The sequence below is a fragment of the Pseudoalteromonas rubra genome, from assembly GCF_001482385.1.
Classification (GTDB): Bacteria; Pseudomonadota; Gammaproteobacteria; order Enterobacterales; family Alteromonadaceae; genus Pseudoalteromonas; species Pseudoalteromonas ardens.
This window is the reverse complement of record NZ_CP013611.1, coordinates 3,823,272-3,840,183: the sequence shown is the minus strand read 5'-3', so window position 1 is coordinate 3,840,183 and position 16,912 is coordinate 3,823,272. Positions and strand designations below refer to the sequence as shown.

Sequence of the window (16,912 nt, the reverse complement as noted above, 5' to 3'; positions counted from 1 at the left end):
GGCTCACGAGGCAGAAGGCATAAAAAAATCCGATACCAGAACACTGGTATCGGATTATTTATTCAGTCATCACTGCTTACTTGAGAGTACTGGTATGAGAAACTCAGGCACTCACAACTCGCAAGCGAGTACGGTCATTATTGCATTTCGTCGCTAAATTGCAGCGTTGGACGTACAACTTCAGCATCAGACTCCAGTGCACCTAACAGGGCCAGGAAGTTCTTATTCACCACTGACATCGTGATATTTTGCTTCTGCTGTGGCTCAACCTCACCTGTCACCTGTGCAACCGTAACGGCTTTCAATACCAATAGCGCAGCATCACCGCTGTTTAGCTCAACCAGGGCAGACTGCGTCTGCTCACCATCAGGATGTGCCAGTTTAAATGCCTGTTGAACGATTTCTGGCGCAACGGTGAAGCTCTGACGCTTCAGAGCTGCTTCCGTTTTAACTTCTATAGATTCAGCTGCTGCGATGTCGCTCAGTGCTTTGCCGTCTTCTAGCTGTGCATATAAGGTGTTAGCTTTCTCTTTGATTAGCTCTGACGCTTTTTCATTCTCAAGACGCGTTTTGATCTGCGCTGTAACCTCTTCCAGAGGCTTCACCTTAGCTGGCTTATGATCCAGAACACGCACAACAACAATATGCTCATTCCCCGCTTCCAGCACTTCTGAATTCACTCTGTCTTCGATCAGCTCAGGTGTGAAAATCGCGTTCGCGATACTGGGATCATTTAACGGAGCAGGCAACGCCATGCGTGATACCAACTCAGTGCTCTTCAATTCGATGTCTGCCACAGCTGCCGCATCTTCCAATGAATCAGCCACTTCAAACGCCAACTCTGCGATTTGCGATTGCTTCTCATAAAATGCATTGGCTTTAGCTGTGCTTTCCAGCTCAGCACGCAATTCACTGGCAACCTCTTCAAACGCTTTTGATTGCTGTGCCTGTAAATCGGTTAACTGGATAATATGGAAACCAAACTCAGTTTCAACCACAGGAGAAAAGTCACCGACGTTAGTAAGTGCAAATGCAGCCTCTTCAAACTCAGGCTCCATCATGTCACGCTCGATCCAATCCAGATCACCACCGACTTCTGCAGACGCAATATCGTCAGACTCAGCTGAAGCAAGCTCCGCAAAATCTTTGCCTTCTTGCAATTGCTGGTATAAAGCATCCGCCTTTTGTTTTGCCGCTTGCGCATCCTCAGCACTTTCAATCAGGATATGCGCTACACGACGGCGCTCTTCTTCCAGATACTGAGCCTGGTTCTCTTCATAGTAAGCGCGAACTTGCTCATCCGTCACAGGCTCATCCAAAGTCACATCGTCAGATTTCAGCTCAAGGTACTGCAATGCAATTTGCTCTGGTGCCTGAAACTGTTCCTGATTAAGCTCATAATAGTCAGAAATTTCTGCCTCAGTCACAGCCACTTCACCTTTAACTGTCTCTTTGCTTAACAGCATGAAGTCGATGTCACGTGTTTGCTGCTGCAATGCCAGTGTTTGCTTTAGTTCGTTATCTAAAACGAAATCTGAGCCAGCAACCGCTGAAACCAATTGGTTACGAGTCATTTCTTCACGCATGTACTCACGGAAAGTATCTGGCTGAAAGTTCATCTGACGGATCAGCTGTAAATATCTGTCATTGCTAAATTCGCCACCCAGCTGAAAGTAAGGCAGCTCAAAAATCGCTTCCTTAACTTGCTCATCACTCACTCTCAGTCCTAATTCAATGGCTAACTGGTTTTGTAGTTCTTGTTGTACCAGACGGTCAATCACGCCGCTGCGGATCTGAGCCATGTATGCTGGATCTGCTGAGATTTGTGTGAAATATTCGCCAAACTGACGTTCCAGACGTGCACGCTCATTTTCATAAGCGCGGGAAAATTCCATTTGCGTTATCTTGACTCCATTTACTTCTGCTACGGCCTGCTCTGTGGTTTGACCTAGGTAACCACCGATCCCTGCCAACGCAAAAGACAAGATCACTACGCCAAGAATAATTTTGGCTGCCGGGCCTTGTGAGCCTTCTCTAATCTTTTCTAGCATTTATTCTATCTCTTATCTAAGTCAAAGCACGCTCAGTACTTTGGGTTTAACTGCGTACCCAGATCCGCTGAATGTGACACACCAGCGTCCTGTCTCTGTACCTATTAATATGGATAAGCGCGGCGATTGCAAGTATCTATGTGCAGGCTATTGAAGCGCCTATGCGATGTATCACACTTAGCTTCATCTCCATTAGCCTCGCCAATATGCGGCATTATCCAGCTGATATAAAAAAAGCGTATCTTAGCAGATACGCTTTTTATCTTGAAGCTTATCTGGCCCAATCACACTATCTTAACATAGGTCGTTGGGCAGACTGAGTGAAATCTGCTTAGTTTACCGCGTCTTTCAAAGCTTTACCGGCTTTGAAAGATGGGATGTTAGCTGCAGCGATTTCGATTGCCGCACCAGTTTGTGGGTTACGACCCGTACGTGCTGCACGCTCACGCACTGAGAAAGTACCAAAACCGACTAGGGCAACTGAGTCACCGTCTTTTAGCGCACCAGTTACTGACTCAATGAATGAATCCAGAGCACGACCAGCAGCCGCTTTAGAAATATCAGCATCAGCTGCAATTTGATCGATTAATTGAGATTTATTCACAATATCATCCTCTTACATTGTTATTATCAAGAGCGATGAGGGCTTACCACTAACATCACTTTTGTAGTTAACTCAGAGAAATCTGACGATTCTCTATTTCATCTAATGTCTCAAAGCCTAGTAACCACGGGGGTTGTGGGCCACCAGGCTAATACAGTGCTTAAGTTAGCATACCATGTAGATTTGAAAACCCTTTTTACGCACTTTTATGTACTTTTTCTGCTTTAGCCAACCGACTTTTGCGACTCAACCGTAAAACTGTCTACTGGATGAGCGAGTGCCAGAGATAAAACATCGTCAATCCAGCTCACAGGATGGATTTCAAGGCCTTCCAAGACATTCTGCGGGATCTCTTTAAGGTCACGCTCATTCTTCTTCGGAATGACTACCGTTTTGATGCCACCACGGTGAGCTGCAAGCAACTTCTCTTTAAGTCCACCAATTGGTAGTACTTCGCCACGTAAAGTGATTTCACCTGTCATTGCAACATCACTGCGCACCGGATTACCCGTTAAGCTTGAAACTAACGCCGTTACCATAGCAATACCTGCACTTGGGCCATCTTTCGGCGTTGCCCCCTCAGGAACATGTACGTGAATATCACGCTTTTCGTAGAAATCACCATTGATCCGCAGCTTTTCAGCACGATTGCGTACCACGGTCATCGCCGCCTGGATCGACTCCTGCATTACATCACCCAAAGAGCCAGTATACGCCAGCTTGCCCTTACCTGGCACTGCCGCACATTCGATGGTCAGCAAATCGCCACCCACTTCAGTCCAGGCCAATCCTGTAACCAAACCAACGCGGTCGCCATCTTCAGCCTTACCATAATCAAAACGCTGCACACCCAGATAGCTTTCCAGATTTTCTGCATTGATCACGACTTTGTCTTTTGACTTGCTCAGCAAAATGCTCTTAACGGCTTTGCGACACAATTTTGACAGTTCACGCTCAAGGTTACGAACACCCGCTTCTCGCGTGTAGTAGCGAATTGTATCAATGATGGCACTGTCTTCTATCTCAATCTCGTGCTCCTTCAATCCGTTACGCTTGATTTGCTTCGGGATCAAATGCTGCTTAGAGATGTTGAGCTTTTCGTCTTCTGTATAACCCGACAAGCGGATCACTTCCATACGGTCAAGCAGTGGACCCGGAATATTGAAGCTATTGGACGTAGCAACAAACATCACATCCGATAAGTCATACTCAACTTCCAAATAGTGGTCAGCAAAACTGCTGTTTTGCTCCGGATCGAGCACTTCTAATAAAGCTGAAGCCGGATCACCGCGCATATCCGAAGACATTTTGTCGATTTCGTCTAGCAGGAACAACGGGTTCTTTACACCCACTTTGGTCATACTCTGGATCAGCTTACCCGGCATTGAGCCGATATAAGTACGTCTGTGGCCGCGTATCTCGGCTTCATCACGTACGCCGCCCAGCGCCATACGCACATATTTACGCCCTGTTGAGCGTGCGATAGATTGCCCTAAACTGGTTTTACCAACCCCAGGCGGTCCCACAAGACACAAAATAGGTCCTTTCAGCTTGTTTGTTCGTTGCTGAACTGCCAAATACTCGATAATGCGCTCTTTAACTTTTTCCAGACCATAGTGGTCAGCATCCAGGATCTTTTGGGCATTAGCCAAATCTTTCTTAACTTTAGAGCGCTTTTTCCAGGGGACGCCAATCAGCGTATCGATATAAGAGCGCACCACCGTCGCCTCGGCCGACATAGGTGACATCATCTTCAGTTTATTAAGCTCAGAGGTTGCCTTTTCTTCCGCCTCTTTAGGCATCTGTGCTTCTGAGATACGCTTTTTCAGCGCTTCAAATTCATCAGGCACATCATCCAGCTCACCCAGCTCTTTCTGAATGGCTTTCATTTGTTCATTGAGATAGTACTCGCGCTGAGACTTTTCCATCTGTTTTTTGACCCGCGAACGGATCTTTTTCTCAACCTGAAGCAGGTCAATCTCACCTTCCATCAGGGCCATCAGATATTCTAACCGGTCGGTGACGTTGTACAACTCAAGTACCTTTTGTTTCTCTGGTACTTTAATTGGCATATGCGCTGCCATTGTGTCCGCAAGACGTGCGGTTTCATCGATGCCGGAAACGGAAGTCAGTACTTCTGGCGGGATCTTCTTATTAAGCTTTACATACCCTTCAAACTGGCTGATGGCACTGCGGATAAAGATATCCTGCTCAGGACCTTCAATGTTCTCAGAGGCAATAAACTGCGCTTCGGCCAGGAAGTATTCATCAGTCACCAAAAATCGTTCGATTTTGGCTCGTTGGGTACCTTCAACCAGTACTTTAACAGTACCATCAGGGAGCTTCAGTAATTGCAGCACAGTGGCGACAGTACCGACCTGATAAATGTCATCCGTGTCGGGGTCATCAATTGACGCTTCTTTTTGCGCCACCAAAAAAATTTGCTTGTCATTTTCCATCGCTGCTTCGAGGCATTTTATTGATTTTTCTCTGCCTACAAACAGCGGGATCACCATATGAGGGTATACGACCACATCACGCAGTGCCAATACGGGTATCTCGACTCGATCCATTCTCTCAAGCGTCATTATATTCTCTTCGCACTTCATTAGTTTCAAGGATTAGGGAAGTATATGGGGATTGCCTTCAAAAAGTTCAACCTATATACCAATCCATATCAATTTCTAGTTTGAGTTTGTTGATTGCTGGTACAACTAAACTGTAGACAAAAAAAGGAGCCTGAGGCTCCTTTTTGCGATAAAACCTGGTCGTCACTCCGACGCAGCTTTATCCTGACTGTTATTTTCGTAGATTAAAATTGGGTCAGATTCACCTTTAATGACGGTTTCATCTACCACAACTTTACTTACATCTTCTATCGAAGGCAGGTCGTACATGGTATCCAGCAACACGCCCTCAACAATAGAGCGCAGTCCACGGGCACCTGTTTTTCTCTCCATTGCCTTGTGCGCGATAGCCTTAAGTGCATCTTCTCGGAACTCAAGTTCAACTCCTTCCATTTTGAACAACGCACCGTATTGCTTGGTCAATGCGTTTTTAGGTTCATTGAGAATTTGAATGAGCGCATCTTCATCGAGTTCAGCTAAAGTCGCAACTACAGGTAATCGACCGATAAACTCAGGGATTAGACCGTATTTGACCAGATCTTCTGGCTCAACATCTTTGAATGTTTCACTTAAAGATCTTTCGCTGTCAGATAATTTCACCTGAGCACCAAAACCAATACCCGTATTAGTATGGCTGCGCTGCTCGATGACTTTGTCCAGACCGGCAAAGGCACCACCACAAATAAACAAGATTTTCGATGTGTCTACTTGTAAAAATTCTTGCTGAGGATGCTTACGTCCGCCTTGTGGCGGCACCGAAGCTACCGTGCCTTCGATGAGTTTCAGTAGCGCCTGTTGAACGCCTTCACCAGACACGTCACGCGTGATGGATGGGTTATCCGACTTACGCGAAATTTTGTCGATCTCATCGATGTAAACGATACCACGCTGTGCTTTTTCTACATCGTAGTCACACTTCTGTAAAAGCTTCTGGATAATATTCTCGACATCCTCGCCCACATAACCGGCTTCAGTTAATGTAGTTGCATCCGCCATAGTAAAAGGCACATCCAGTAAGCGTGCCAGTGTTTCTGCAAGCAGTGTTTTACCACTACCTGTTGGACCGATTAGCAGTATATTACTCTTACCAAGCTCAACATCGCCTTTTAAGCCTTGATTTTTCAGTCGCTTGTAATGGTTATAAACAGCAACTGAGAGCACTTTTTTCGCGTGCTCCTGGCCAATCACATAGTCATCAAGGTGATTGCGGATTTCTCTTGGTACCGGCAATTTATCAGACGAATCATGTTGCGGCGCTATATCCTTGATTTCTTCTCTAATGATGTCGTTACACAGTTCGACGCATTCATCACAAATGTACACTGACGGTCCAGCGATCAACTTGCGTACTTCATGTTGGCTCTTACCACAAAATGAGCAGTATAAGAGCTTACTATTCTTGTCGCCGTCTGTAGGAGTGTCTGACATTCAGCTACCTCTTAAATTTGGTCAGTTATCTACTTCGATAACACAATACATGTTTTAACTATACCAAAGAATTTTGCCTTTGGTATAGCCGGGCCAGATGCATTTATCTAACAGTGATCAGAAACACGCCAGCCCAATATAGATTACTTGATATTTCTGCTGCTATGAACAGCATCAACCAAACCGTAGTCCACGGCTTGTTCGGCATTCATAAAGTTGTCGCGATCAGTGTCGTTTGCGATCACATCATAAGGTTGGCCTGTATGTTCAGCCATCAGACGATTCAGTTTTTCTTTAATCGTCAGAATTTCTTTTGCATGGATCTCAAAGTCCGACGCCTGCCCCTGAAAACCACCCAAAGGTTGATGGATCATAACGCGAGAGTTTGGCAGGCAGTAACGTTTACCTTTAGCACCACCAGACAGTAAAAAGGCGCCCATACTGGCTGCCTGACCAACACACACAGTGCTGACATCTGGTTTGATGAAGTTCATCGTGTCGTAAATAGACATACCCGCGGTCACCGAACCACCAGGTGAGTTGATGTATAGATAAATGTCTTTTTCAGGGCTTTCTGATTCCAAGAACAGCAGCTGAGCAACGATCAGGTTTGCCATATGGTCCTCAACCTGACCGGTCAGGAAGATGATCCGCTCTTTAAGCAAACGAGAATAGATGTCATAAGAACGCTCACCTTTCGCTGTTTGCTCAACAACCATAGGGACTAATGCGTTTAGAGGATCAAACATACCGTCATTCATTTTATAGATTCCTTATAAGCAGGGAAGTGCACTGCAAAACCTGGCCGCCTGTCTCATTCAAAGGACAAGCACGATTTGTTTACTCAAGTGACAAGAAGTTTATAGACGTAAGTTTATACAAAAGATGCTGATAAACAAAAGTATACGCACAACCGTGTTGCTTTGAGCAAATAAAACAAAAATGGCTCGCAGCACTGCAAAACACAGAGCAATACGAGCCATTTAAACGTTAGCTTAACAGTAAGTCAATGATTTCGTCTTTGACGAGATCAAAAGTGCTTACTGAGCAGCCTGTTGTGGGTTCATGATGTCGTCAAAAGACTTCTCAACATCAGCAACCTCAGCAGCTGCCAGAATCGCATCTACAGCTTGCTCTTCCATTGCAACATTGCGCATTTGTTGCATCAACTGATCGTTGCCTTTGTAGTATGCAACCACTTCGCTTGGATCTTCGTAAGCAGAAGCAACCGTTTCGATTAACTCTTCAACTTTTGCATCATCTACGGTGATCTCGTTCGCTTTGATCACTTCACCTAACAGAAGGCCAGTTTTAACGCGTGTTACAGCTTGCTCGTGGAACAGCTCAGCTGGAAGCTCAGGCATGTTCTTCGCGTCGCCGCCAAAACGTTGTGCTGCTTGCTGACGAAGTGCATCGATTTCTTGGTCGATAAGTGCTTTTGGCACTTCTACTTCGTTTGTCTCTAGTAGACCTTTAATCGCTTGATCTTTGATCTGAGCTTTCACAGCCTGACCAAGTTCACGCGTCATGTTTTTCTTCACTTCTTCTTTCAGTGCGTCAACGCCGCCTTCAGCAACACCGAATTTAGTTGCGAACTCGTCAGTTAGCTCAGGTAGTTCCTGAACTTCAACTTTCTTCACTGAGATCTTGAACTGCGCTGCTTTACCTTTCAGGTTTTCAGCGTGATATTCTTCAGGGAAAGTTACGTCTGCAACCACTTCCTCGCCTGCTTTCTTGCCGATGATGCCATCTTCGAAACCAGGGATCATGCGACCTTGACCAAGCTCTAGTGGGAAGTCTTCTGCTTTACCACCTTCGAACTCTTCACCTTCTACTGTACCCAAGAAGTCGATTGTTACACGGTCTTTCTCACCCGCAACTGCATCGCTTTCAGTCCAGCTCGCGTGTTGCTTGCGCAGAGTTTCCAGCATGTTTGCCAGATCATCTTCTGTTACGTCAACGACTGGCTTCTCTACTGAAATCTTTTCAAGATCTTTCAGTTCAACTTCTGGGTAAACTTCAAAAGTCGCATCAAACTCAAGGTCCTTACCAACTTCCAGTGACTTAGGAGCAAAACTAGGCGCACCAGCAGGATTGATCTTTTCAGATACAATTGCCTCGATGTAGTTGCGTTGCATCAACTCACCAGCAACTTCTTGCATCACAGCAGCACCGTAGCGCTTTTTGATAACAGAAACTGGTACTTTACCCGGACGGAAGCCGTCGATACGCTGTGTTTTAGCCAGTTGTTGTAAGCGTTTTTTTACTTCAGTCTCAACGTTCTCAGCTGGAACTGTGATAGTCAGACGGCGCTCAAGACCTTGAGTCGTCTCAACAGAAACTTGCATGATATAACCTCAATTTTCATTTTTGGCGACTACGCGCCTTCCTTACAAACAAGTCGACTTTTTATCCGATCAGATGACAGCAGACCATCATATTTGCTCAATATCGATTAAGCAGATCACCGTTAAAACATCCTAACATTTGGTGTTTAAAAACCAGTGCTGATCTCTGTCTGACTTGCTGCCTGCCCAGACAGGGCGCTATGTTAAATAATAGACGCGGCATTATAACCTATAAAACGGGAGAGTCGAGCAATCACGGCAAATAATTGATGTAGCTAAGGACAAAATTTAGAGATATAAAATGGAATTAGGAAAATTAAGAAAAGAAGAGATGGTCGGCGATGCAGGATTTGAACCTGCGACCCCTTGGACCCAAACCAAGTGCGCTACCAAGCTGCGCTAATCGCCGAATGCATAAATTTTGAAAGTGGTCGGCGATGCAGGATTTGAACCTGCGACCCCTTGGACCCAAACCAAGTGCGCTACCAAGCTGCGCTAATCGCCGAACATATAGGTTTTGTAGATGGGGCGACTGACGAGGCTTGAACTCGCGACAACCGGAATCACAATCCGGGGCTCTACCAACTGAGCTACAGCCGCCACTACAATGTGGATTTTAAAATGGCGCACCCGGAAGGATTCGAACCTTCGACCGACGGCTTAGAAGGCCGTTGCTCTATCCAACTGAGCTACGGGCGCGGCGCAAAGAATGCTTCTTCGTGCATACCACCAACTTTCGTTGATTTACTTTCTTCCAAGTAGGAAAGAAAGTGGTCGGCGATGCAGGATTTGAACCTGCGACCCCTTGGACCCAAACCAAGTGCGCTACCAAGCTGCGCTAATCGCCGACTGTGTTATTTTCAGAGTTTCTCTTGCGAGCCCCTCGTTGACAACGGGGTGCATAATAGTGATTTGCCCGGATGAGGTCAAACATTTTTTTTCAAAATCATGCCAACTGACTATTTTTACTTCAAAACGTTTAATTTATATAACAAGACGACTGGTTTTTCAGCAATTTTACTTCTAACCGAGATAATAACGTTGCCCAGTGTCGGATCCAGCTTGGCTATTTAGGGGTTTTTTGCGAAAATAGTAGTCGGCTTCCTAAGTTTTTCGGTACTCAGTTCTGAGCAAGCCCTCGCGCTGATACAGATGACTCAGTGAACCTCTAAAAAATAGAGTACCCCCTTTAATACACTCTATAATCGTTCAAGTAATTAACCCTTAAATTTAAAGGTCAGTCATGACGGCAAACATCATCGACGGTAAAGTCATTGCGAAACAAGTTCGCAATACCGTAGCCAACCGCGTTGCAGCGCGGATCAATCAGGGCCTCAGAGCACCAGGACTAGCAGTTGTTCTGGTTGGCCAGGACCCCGCCAGCCAGGTGTACGTAGGCTCAAAGCGCAAAGCGTGTGAAGAAGTAGGCTTCGTATCTAAGTCATATGATCTACCCGCAGACACAAGTGAAGAGCAATTACTGGAGTTGGTGGACACGCTCAATCAGGATCCAAACGTTGACGGTATCCTGGTCCAGTTGCCATTGCCAGACGGACTAGATGCAGAGAAAGTACTGGAACGAATCCACCCACATAAAGATGTTGATGGTTTCCACCCCTATAATGTCGGACGACTAGCGCAACGTATGCCAGCATTGCGCCCATGTACACCAAAAGGGATAATTACATTGCTTGACTCAACCGGTGTCAGGTACAAAGGCATGCATGCTGTTGTTGTGGGTGCATCCAATATCGTTGGTCGGCCAATGTCACTAGAGTTGCTACTGGCAGGCTGTACCACAACCGTTTGTCATAAATTTACCCAGGACCTTGAGGCGCATGTACGCCGCGCCGATCTGCTGGTCGTTGCTGTGGGCAAACCTGAGTTCATCCCTGGCGACTGGATCAAAGAAGGCGCAATGGTCATAGATGTGGGCATTAACCGGCTAGAATCTGGCAAACTGGTAGGTGATGTACAATATGACGTTGCCGCACAACGGGCTAGCTTCATTACACCAGTACCAGGCGGTGTTGGACCTATGACCGTCGCAAGTCTCATCGAGAACACACTCGAAGCATGTGAAAATTATCATAGCTAATCGTGTTCTAAGCAGGTGTTCAGCACACCTGCTTAATCCCTCTTTTTAGAATACCAACCGCAAAGGACTTTACTCTGGCGGGGCCAAAGAGCTCACGATAAAGCTATGAGGGTGGAGCTCTGAAAAAGTGATCACATCGCCTATACTCAACACCCAATCCATTTCTGGCACTATTCTATTTTGATTTACAAACACCCCATTTTTGCTGGTATCATGAAGTACCCATTGCTCCCCCGTCCAGACAATAACGGCATGATGGCGTGAGATTTCTATTCCTAACACCTGGGTATCTACCTCTCCCTCTGCTCGACCAAAACGGTGATTTGGATTAAGAAGAATGTGATCATTGGTTTGCGCTAATAAAAGATGTGCCATGCCTGTGCCTATCTGAGTGTCCTGACGTCGAATTCTGCTACAGTGCGTATCTCGGGAAGAAGAAATACTCGACTTCTGAGCATGAGATTGTAATCCTTGAGTCATAATGATGACATTACGCGACCTTACACAGCTTTCTTTTTCTCCAAAGCGGGTATGCCGTCAGATCTACTGCTGACATCTGAATAGATCTTATCTACATTTAGACTAGGACTTCCTACAGGAAATACAGCAGTGTCAGGAGTAGTTAGTACAAGACAGTGCAGAAAACAAGAAAACAGCGGTTCTGGTTACCACCGAGTGAAGCAGTTGGCTTGTGTTTTGGGCTTGTTTGCGTGTTTTATAGTGCGTGCAGCCACCCCGATAAACGTCACAATATTAGCTGACGACAGCTACCCGCCTTATTCTTATGTTCAGGAAGGTAAATTAGTTGGCATATACCCAACACTGATCCGAGAAGCTGCGAAACTGATCAAAGAAGATTACCTTGTGGAGCTTCGCCCTATTCCCTGGAAAAGAGGCGTTTCCGCGCTCGCAAATGGAGAAGCATTCGCACTGATGCCACCTTATATCCATCGTGACACCCGACCCTTTATTTGGCCTTATTCCGTTGCTCTGAAACAAGAAGAGGTTGTTGCATTTTGTAATCCAGGTATCACGTTACAAAACGTCACCCAGCGTGATGACCAACAGGCGCCAATAAATATCGGATTGAACGCTGGCTTTCTCATCCTTGATGATGCACTCAAAGAAGCACGAAAAACCGGACGGGTTATTGTCTGGGAAAACAAAAATACCCGAGCGAATATCATCAAACTTTATAAAAAGAGAGTCGACTGCTACATCAATGACAGACTCTCAACTTTGATAGGTATCAGTGAGCTACAAGATCAGCTGCCAGGCATAAACGCACAGTCATTTGTCGAAGACCGTGTAGTCCTCAGTCGCAGTGCCCATATCGGATACCTCAAAGGGTATGAAGGCCAATATCCGTTTAAATCTGACTTCATCGAGAAAATGGATAAGGCATTAAGCACCGTACTACAGAAAAGTCCGCCGCCATGAGTATGCAATCTCAACTTTTTTGACGCCAGTCACGCACTGTGCGAGCCCGTTCTAATTATCTGGAAATAGGTGCCCACGTATTGCGGCGAGTACCAATGTGACAGCTTTTCGTTCGGTAAGAAGTGATAACGCAAAAGGAAGGGCAGCCAGGCTGCCCTCATAAATGTGTCTTAAACTACCTGCCAGTCGATACTGGCACCAGCTTTAATTGGTACAACCTGAGTATCACCCAGTGGATAAGAGTCCGGCACCAGCCAGCTGTTTTTTTCTAAAGTAATGGTGTCTGTATTACGAGGTAACCCGTAAAAATCTGGACCGAAGTGACTGGCAAAGCCCTCAAGTTTATCCAGCGCACCCGCTTCTTCAAATGCTTCGGCGTAAAGCTCAATTGCGGCATGTGCCGTGTAAGCCCCTGCGCATCCACACGCGGCTTCTTTCTTATCCTTCGCATGAGGTGCTGAGTCAGTACCCAGGAAGAACTTTTTACTGCCACTAGTTGCTGCGCGCAGTAACGCCTGTTGATGAGTATTACGCTTTAAAATAGGCAAACAGTAATAATGTGGGCGAATGCCACCTGCCAGCATATGGTTGCGGTTGTACAGCAGGTGATGCGCCGTAATCGTCGCCGCAACATTCTCTGGCGCTGACTCAACAAACTCAACTGCATCTTGTGTCGTGATGTGCTCCAGTACAATTTTGAGCTTAGGAAATGCATCAACCACTTTTTTAAGCTTGGTTTCAATAAACACTTTTTCGCGGTCGAAAATATCGATCGAAGAATCCGTGACTTCACCGTGTACCAGCAACAACATACCAACTTCCTGCATGACTTCCAGAATATGGTAGATATTCTCAATGTCGGTTACACCCGAATCTGAATTGGTTGTTGCGCCAGCCGGGTATAATTTTGCAGCGACAATATGACCACTGGCTTTCGCCGCTCGGATCTCTTCAGCACTGGTGTTATCAGTCAAATATAAAACCATCAAAGGCTCGAACTGCCCGCTTGGCTGGGCAGCCAAAATACGCTCCCGATAAGCCAATGCACTCTGTGTACAAGTTGCAGGTGGTACCAAATTTGGCATGATGATTGCCCGACCCATATAACGACTGATATCGCGCACAGTGTCAACGAGTACAGCGCCATCACGAAGATGCACATGCCAGTCGTCCGGACGAGTGATTGTTAAGGTCTGTTTACTTGTCATTGCTCTTTCCCACTACTGAATTTGCCCGATCATAGGCTGAGCCAGCAGGTTAGTAAAGTTTTTACGCCTAATAGTCCGTGTCGTAAAAGTGTCATCAGGTTTACAGTAAATAGCAATTAAATTGCAACATTGACTGTAACGCATGATTTAAGAGCGTTAACATAGTCGAAGATTAAGTAATCAGGCCCGCGCCATGCCAATACTGTCAGAAACAAAACTAGAATCAAAAACCGAACAGTTAAGCATCATTAACCAGTTTTCATCGTCGCTGCTTCAGATAACCCACCTCGATGAACTCTTTGACTATGTTACCAGCCAGGTGGTCAGCCGCCTCGGATTTGTAGATTGTGTGATTTACCTCACTGATCCTGTTGGCGAATATCTCGATGTCGTCGCCAGTATGGGCGTTGCACATAAGGACATCAGTCACCAGGTCAGCCAGCAAAGGATCCCCGTTGCCGCCGGGATTACAGGTCGTGTTGCGAGAACTAAGCAACCCTTCCTTTCGGGTAACGTTGCGCTGGAGCCTATGTATATTGCCGACACCCGACCAGCGCTCTCTGAATTATGTGTCCCCTTAGTGTATGAAAACACCCTGCTGGGTGTTATCGACTGTGAGCACCCTGAAGCGGACTACTTTACCCAGGCACATTTGCAGATCCTGTCAACCGTAGCACATTTGCTCAGTGCTAAAATTCATCAGGTCAGAACACTAGACCATCTGACCGCCACAGTGACGCAGTTACATGAAGCACAACAGCTGGAAAAGTGTCTGCTAAAAATCGCCAACATCACTTATCAATCCCGTAACCTTGAAGCCTTTTATGATGAGCTGTACAGCATCATCTGTTCACAACTCCCTGCCGAGAACTGCTTTATCGGACTCTACGATACCCAGCAGGATGTGCTCGAGATTGATTACCTGATAGAAGCCGGTGTCAAATGCAGCGCACATCAGAGAGTGTCTAAAGAGCAGATAAAACACACCGCCTCTTACTACATCATCAAACAACAGCAGTCTTTACTGTGCGACCACCAGCAGTTTCTGAGCCACATTAAAAAACAAAATTTTAAAATGGTTGGCCGCTCTCCACGCTCCTGGCTTGGTGTCCCCTTTGTGGTAAATGACCAATACCAGGGTGTCGTTGTGCTACAAAGCTATGACAACGATCGGGCATTTAGCCGCCACCATAAAGCCATTTTGACTTATATTAGTCGTCAGCTCAGTATGGCCATAGACAGACGCCTTGCCCGCCACGCCCTGGAACACCGGGCATTGCATGATGATCTAACCGGCTTGGCAAACCGCTATTTAATGCTGGAACGGATAAAACATGCCATTTTATCTCTGGGACGAAGTAAACCGGCACATCAGCATTGCCTTCTGTACCTTGATTTAGACAGATTCAAAAGCATTAACGATGCACTGGGACACGATGTCGGCGACCACTTTCTCGTAGCCATTGTTAACCTTATCCAGACCTGTATTCGAAAAACGGACACCTTTGCGCGCCTGGGCGGTGATGAGTTCGCTATTTTCATGGAGAATATAGGCGACAAACAACAGGTTGAATTAGCGCTGGAGCGGATCACAAACGCCATTGCTAAACCCATCCAAATTGATGGTCACCTGCTGCAAGCCTCCAGCAGTATTGGTGTGGCATTCACCTCCAGTGATTCGGACAGCGCCATCGCGCTGCTACAACAAGCCGATGCAGCCATGTATGAAGCGAAATCGGCAGGACGCAGTCAGATCCGATACTTCAATAATGAGATGCGTAAGAAGTTGAAGCAGCAGGCTGACATTGAAAACGATCTGCAAAATGGCATTGAAAATGGTGAATTTGAACTGTATTACCAGCCCATATTCACACTGGCCCGGCCCAGGGTTGTCAGTTTTGAATCCCTGGTACGCTGGCACCACCCAAAAAACGGTCTGGTCACGCCTGATAACTTTATTCCTATTGCAGAACAAACCGGCCAGATCATTGAGCTCGATTTGCACTTACTCGAATTAGCAGCAAAACAGGTAGCACAGTGGCAGAGTATCGGGATCAGCGACATCAGCCTGACAGTGAATGTCTCATCACGTCATTTCGCCAGCCTGGAATTTGTGGATCAGATTGCCAATTTATATCGCGCCTACGGCCTGCACCAGGGGGCACTCAGTCTCGAAATCACCGAATCAGGCTTGATTGAAAACCTCAACCTGGCAACAAAAGTTATCCATGGTCTGTCTCCATTTGGGGTGAAGCTTTACCTTGATGACTTTGGTACCGGATACTCTGCGCTGGGTTACTTGCATCAGCTGCCTATTCATGTTCTTAAAATTGACAAGAGCTTCATTCAACAACTCACAGATCAGGACAACCCCCTGGTTGATGCCATTTTATCGCTGGCAAAGTCTCTGGACCTGGAAGTCGTCGCCGAAGGGATCGAAACACCTAAACAATTTCAGACACTCAGTGGTAAAGCCTGTCAGTACGGGCAAGGCTTTTTGATTTCTCATCCCCTTCAGGCAGACCAGGCTCTGGCCTTTTTACAATCGGAGCAGGTCAAATTCGCCACAAAAAATATCCCTACATAAGGCATAGAGAAACTGGCGACAGTATGTCGATAAGATCAACGCTGGGTAGCTTATGCCAACTACCCAATCACCGTAGCCTTTATGTCGTCTCCTCCAGGTTTGTAACATCATCACTCAGATTAAGAGCCGGTACCCTATACCTCAGACACAAAAACCAGCTTTCTTTGCACTAACGACACAAAAAATGTATGACTACCATGGGCATTAAAGCGCACCACCTTAGATATTCACCAAGCCTCAGAACAGCCCCTGCAACTCCATCAGATGACGCAAAGATCACGGGTGAGTGATTATTTTCCCACCAAGCGCCTCTCGAAGCTAACATGAGTAAAATTAAATTGTATTTTTTTAAAAAAAAGTCAAATAAAGAATGACAACGCTGTCAAAAATAATGCTATAGTAATTTTGTAAATATTAAGTCAATCGCTGCTGGATTTGTAGACGTCTAGACGTTGAATAGCTAGGGTTCACAGCGTAATATGGGTGTAATCTGAGTTTTACTCACGTTTAGAATGAGATTT

11 protein-coding genes and 5 tRNA genes are annotated in these 16,912 nt (G+C 46.1%); 3 read left to right on the top strand and 13 right to left on the bottom strand.

The window, feature by feature from the left end; translation table 11 throughout:
• Window positions 1–137: 137 nt before the first annotated feature.
• From AT705_RS16770 to AT705_RS16720, 11 genes are all read right to left on the bottom strand, one after another.
• Complete coding sequence (locus AT705_RS16770; RefSeq protein WP_058797431.1) at window positions 138–2,051, bottom strand: SurA N-terminal domain-containing protein; 1,914 nt, start codon at window positions 2,049–2,051, stop codon at window positions 138–140.
• A gap of 331 nt (window positions 2,052–2,382) precedes the next feature.
• Window positions 2,383–2,655 carry a nucleoid-associated protein HU-beta gene (gene hupB / locus AT705_RS16765; RefSeq protein ID WP_010386462.1) on the bottom strand — a complete coding sequence of 91 codons (273 nt, stop codon included), beginning with the start codon at window positions 2,653–2,655 and terminating at the stop codon, window positions 2,383–2,385.
• Between the two features lie 224 nt (window positions 2,656–2,879).
• On the bottom strand, window positions 2,880–5,243 hold the full coding sequence (lon, locus tag AT705_RS16760; RefSeq protein ID WP_058797430.1) for an endopeptidase La: 2,364 nt from the start codon (window positions 5,241–5,243) through the stop codon (window positions 2,880–2,882).
• 183 nt (window positions 5,244–5,426) lie between these two features.
• Entirely contained in the window at window positions 5,427–6,710 is a 1,284-nt protein-coding gene (clpX, locus tag AT705_RS16755; protein WP_049864603.1) for an ATP-dependent protease ATP-binding subunit ClpX, read from the bottom strand.
• 143 nt (window positions 6,711–6,853) lie between these two features.
• Window positions 6,854–7,471: an ATP-dependent Clp endopeptidase proteolytic subunit ClpP gene (gene clpP / locus AT705_RS16750; RefSeq protein ID WP_010386465.1), complete on the bottom strand. Its 618-nt coding sequence runs from the start codon at window positions 7,469–7,471 to the stop codon at window positions 6,854–6,856.
• A gap of 279 nt (window positions 7,472–7,750) precedes the next feature.
• Window positions 7,751–9,058 (bottom strand): trigger factor, encoded by a 1,308-nt coding sequence (gene tig / locus AT705_RS16745; protein ID WP_058797429.1) that lies wholly within the window; start codon window positions 9,056–9,058, stop codon window positions 7,751–7,753.
• A 332-nt stretch (window positions 9,059–9,390) separates the two neighbouring features.
• A tRNA-Pro gene (locus AT705_RS16740) sits at window positions 9,391–9,467 on the bottom strand.
• 19 nt (window positions 9,468–9,486) lie between these two features.
• Window positions 9,487–9,563 (bottom strand) — tRNA-Pro (locus tag AT705_RS16735).
• A 19-nt stretch (window positions 9,564–9,582) separates the two neighbouring features.
• Window positions 9,583–9,658, bottom strand: a tRNA-His gene (locus AT705_RS16730).
• A gap of 22 nt (window positions 9,659–9,680) precedes the next feature.
• Window positions 9,681–9,757: transfer RNA gene (locus tag AT705_RS16725), tRNA-Arg, on the bottom strand.
• A 72-nt stretch (window positions 9,758–9,829) separates the two neighbouring features.
• Window positions 9,830–9,906: transfer RNA gene (locus AT705_RS16720), tRNA-Pro, on the bottom strand.
• Between the two features lie 395 nt (window positions 9,907–10,301).
• On the opposite strand from AT705_RS16720, the gene folD reads away from it, so the two are divergent.
• A complete protein-coding gene (gene folD / locus AT705_RS16715) occupies window positions 10,302–11,156 on the top strand; it encodes a bifunctional methylenetetrahydrofolate dehydrogenase/methenyltetrahydrofolate cyclohydrolase FolD (RefSeq protein ID WP_049864601.1) in 855 nt (284 codons plus the stop codon).
• Window positions 11,157–11,225: 69 nt separating this feature from the next.
• Here the strand turns inward: folD and AT705_RS16710 are convergent, their stop codons facing one another.
• Complete coding sequence (locus AT705_RS16710) at window positions 11,226–11,636, bottom strand: FHA domain-containing protein (RefSeq protein WP_082669023.1); 411 nt, start codon at window positions 11,634–11,636, stop codon at window positions 11,226–11,228.
• 129 nt (window positions 11,637–11,765) lie between these two features.
• Here AT705_RS16710 and AT705_RS16705 point away from each other — a divergent pair, with 129 nt between their 5' ends.
• Complete coding sequence (locus AT705_RS16705; protein WP_058797427.1) at window positions 11,766–12,596, top strand: substrate-binding periplasmic protein; 831 nt, start codon at window positions 11,766–11,768, stop codon at window positions 12,594–12,596.
• Window positions 12,597–12,766: 170 nt separating this feature from the next.
• Here the strand turns inward: AT705_RS16705 and pyrC are convergent, their stop codons facing one another.
• The gene (gene pyrC, locus AT705_RS16700; RefSeq protein ID WP_058797426.1) at window positions 12,767–13,804 is read right to left on the bottom strand and encodes a dihydroorotase; all 1,038 of its coding nucleotides are present in this window, start codon (window positions 13,802–13,804) and stop codon (window positions 12,767–12,769) included.
• Window positions 13,805–13,997: 193 nt separating this feature from the next.
• On the opposite strand from pyrC, the gene AT705_RS16695 reads away from it, so the two are divergent.
• Entirely contained in the window at window positions 13,998–16,391 is a 2,394-nt protein-coding gene (locus tag AT705_RS16695; protein WP_208856744.1) for an EAL domain-containing protein, read from the top strand.
• The last annotated feature ends 521 nt before the right edge of the window (window positions 16,392–16,912 follow it).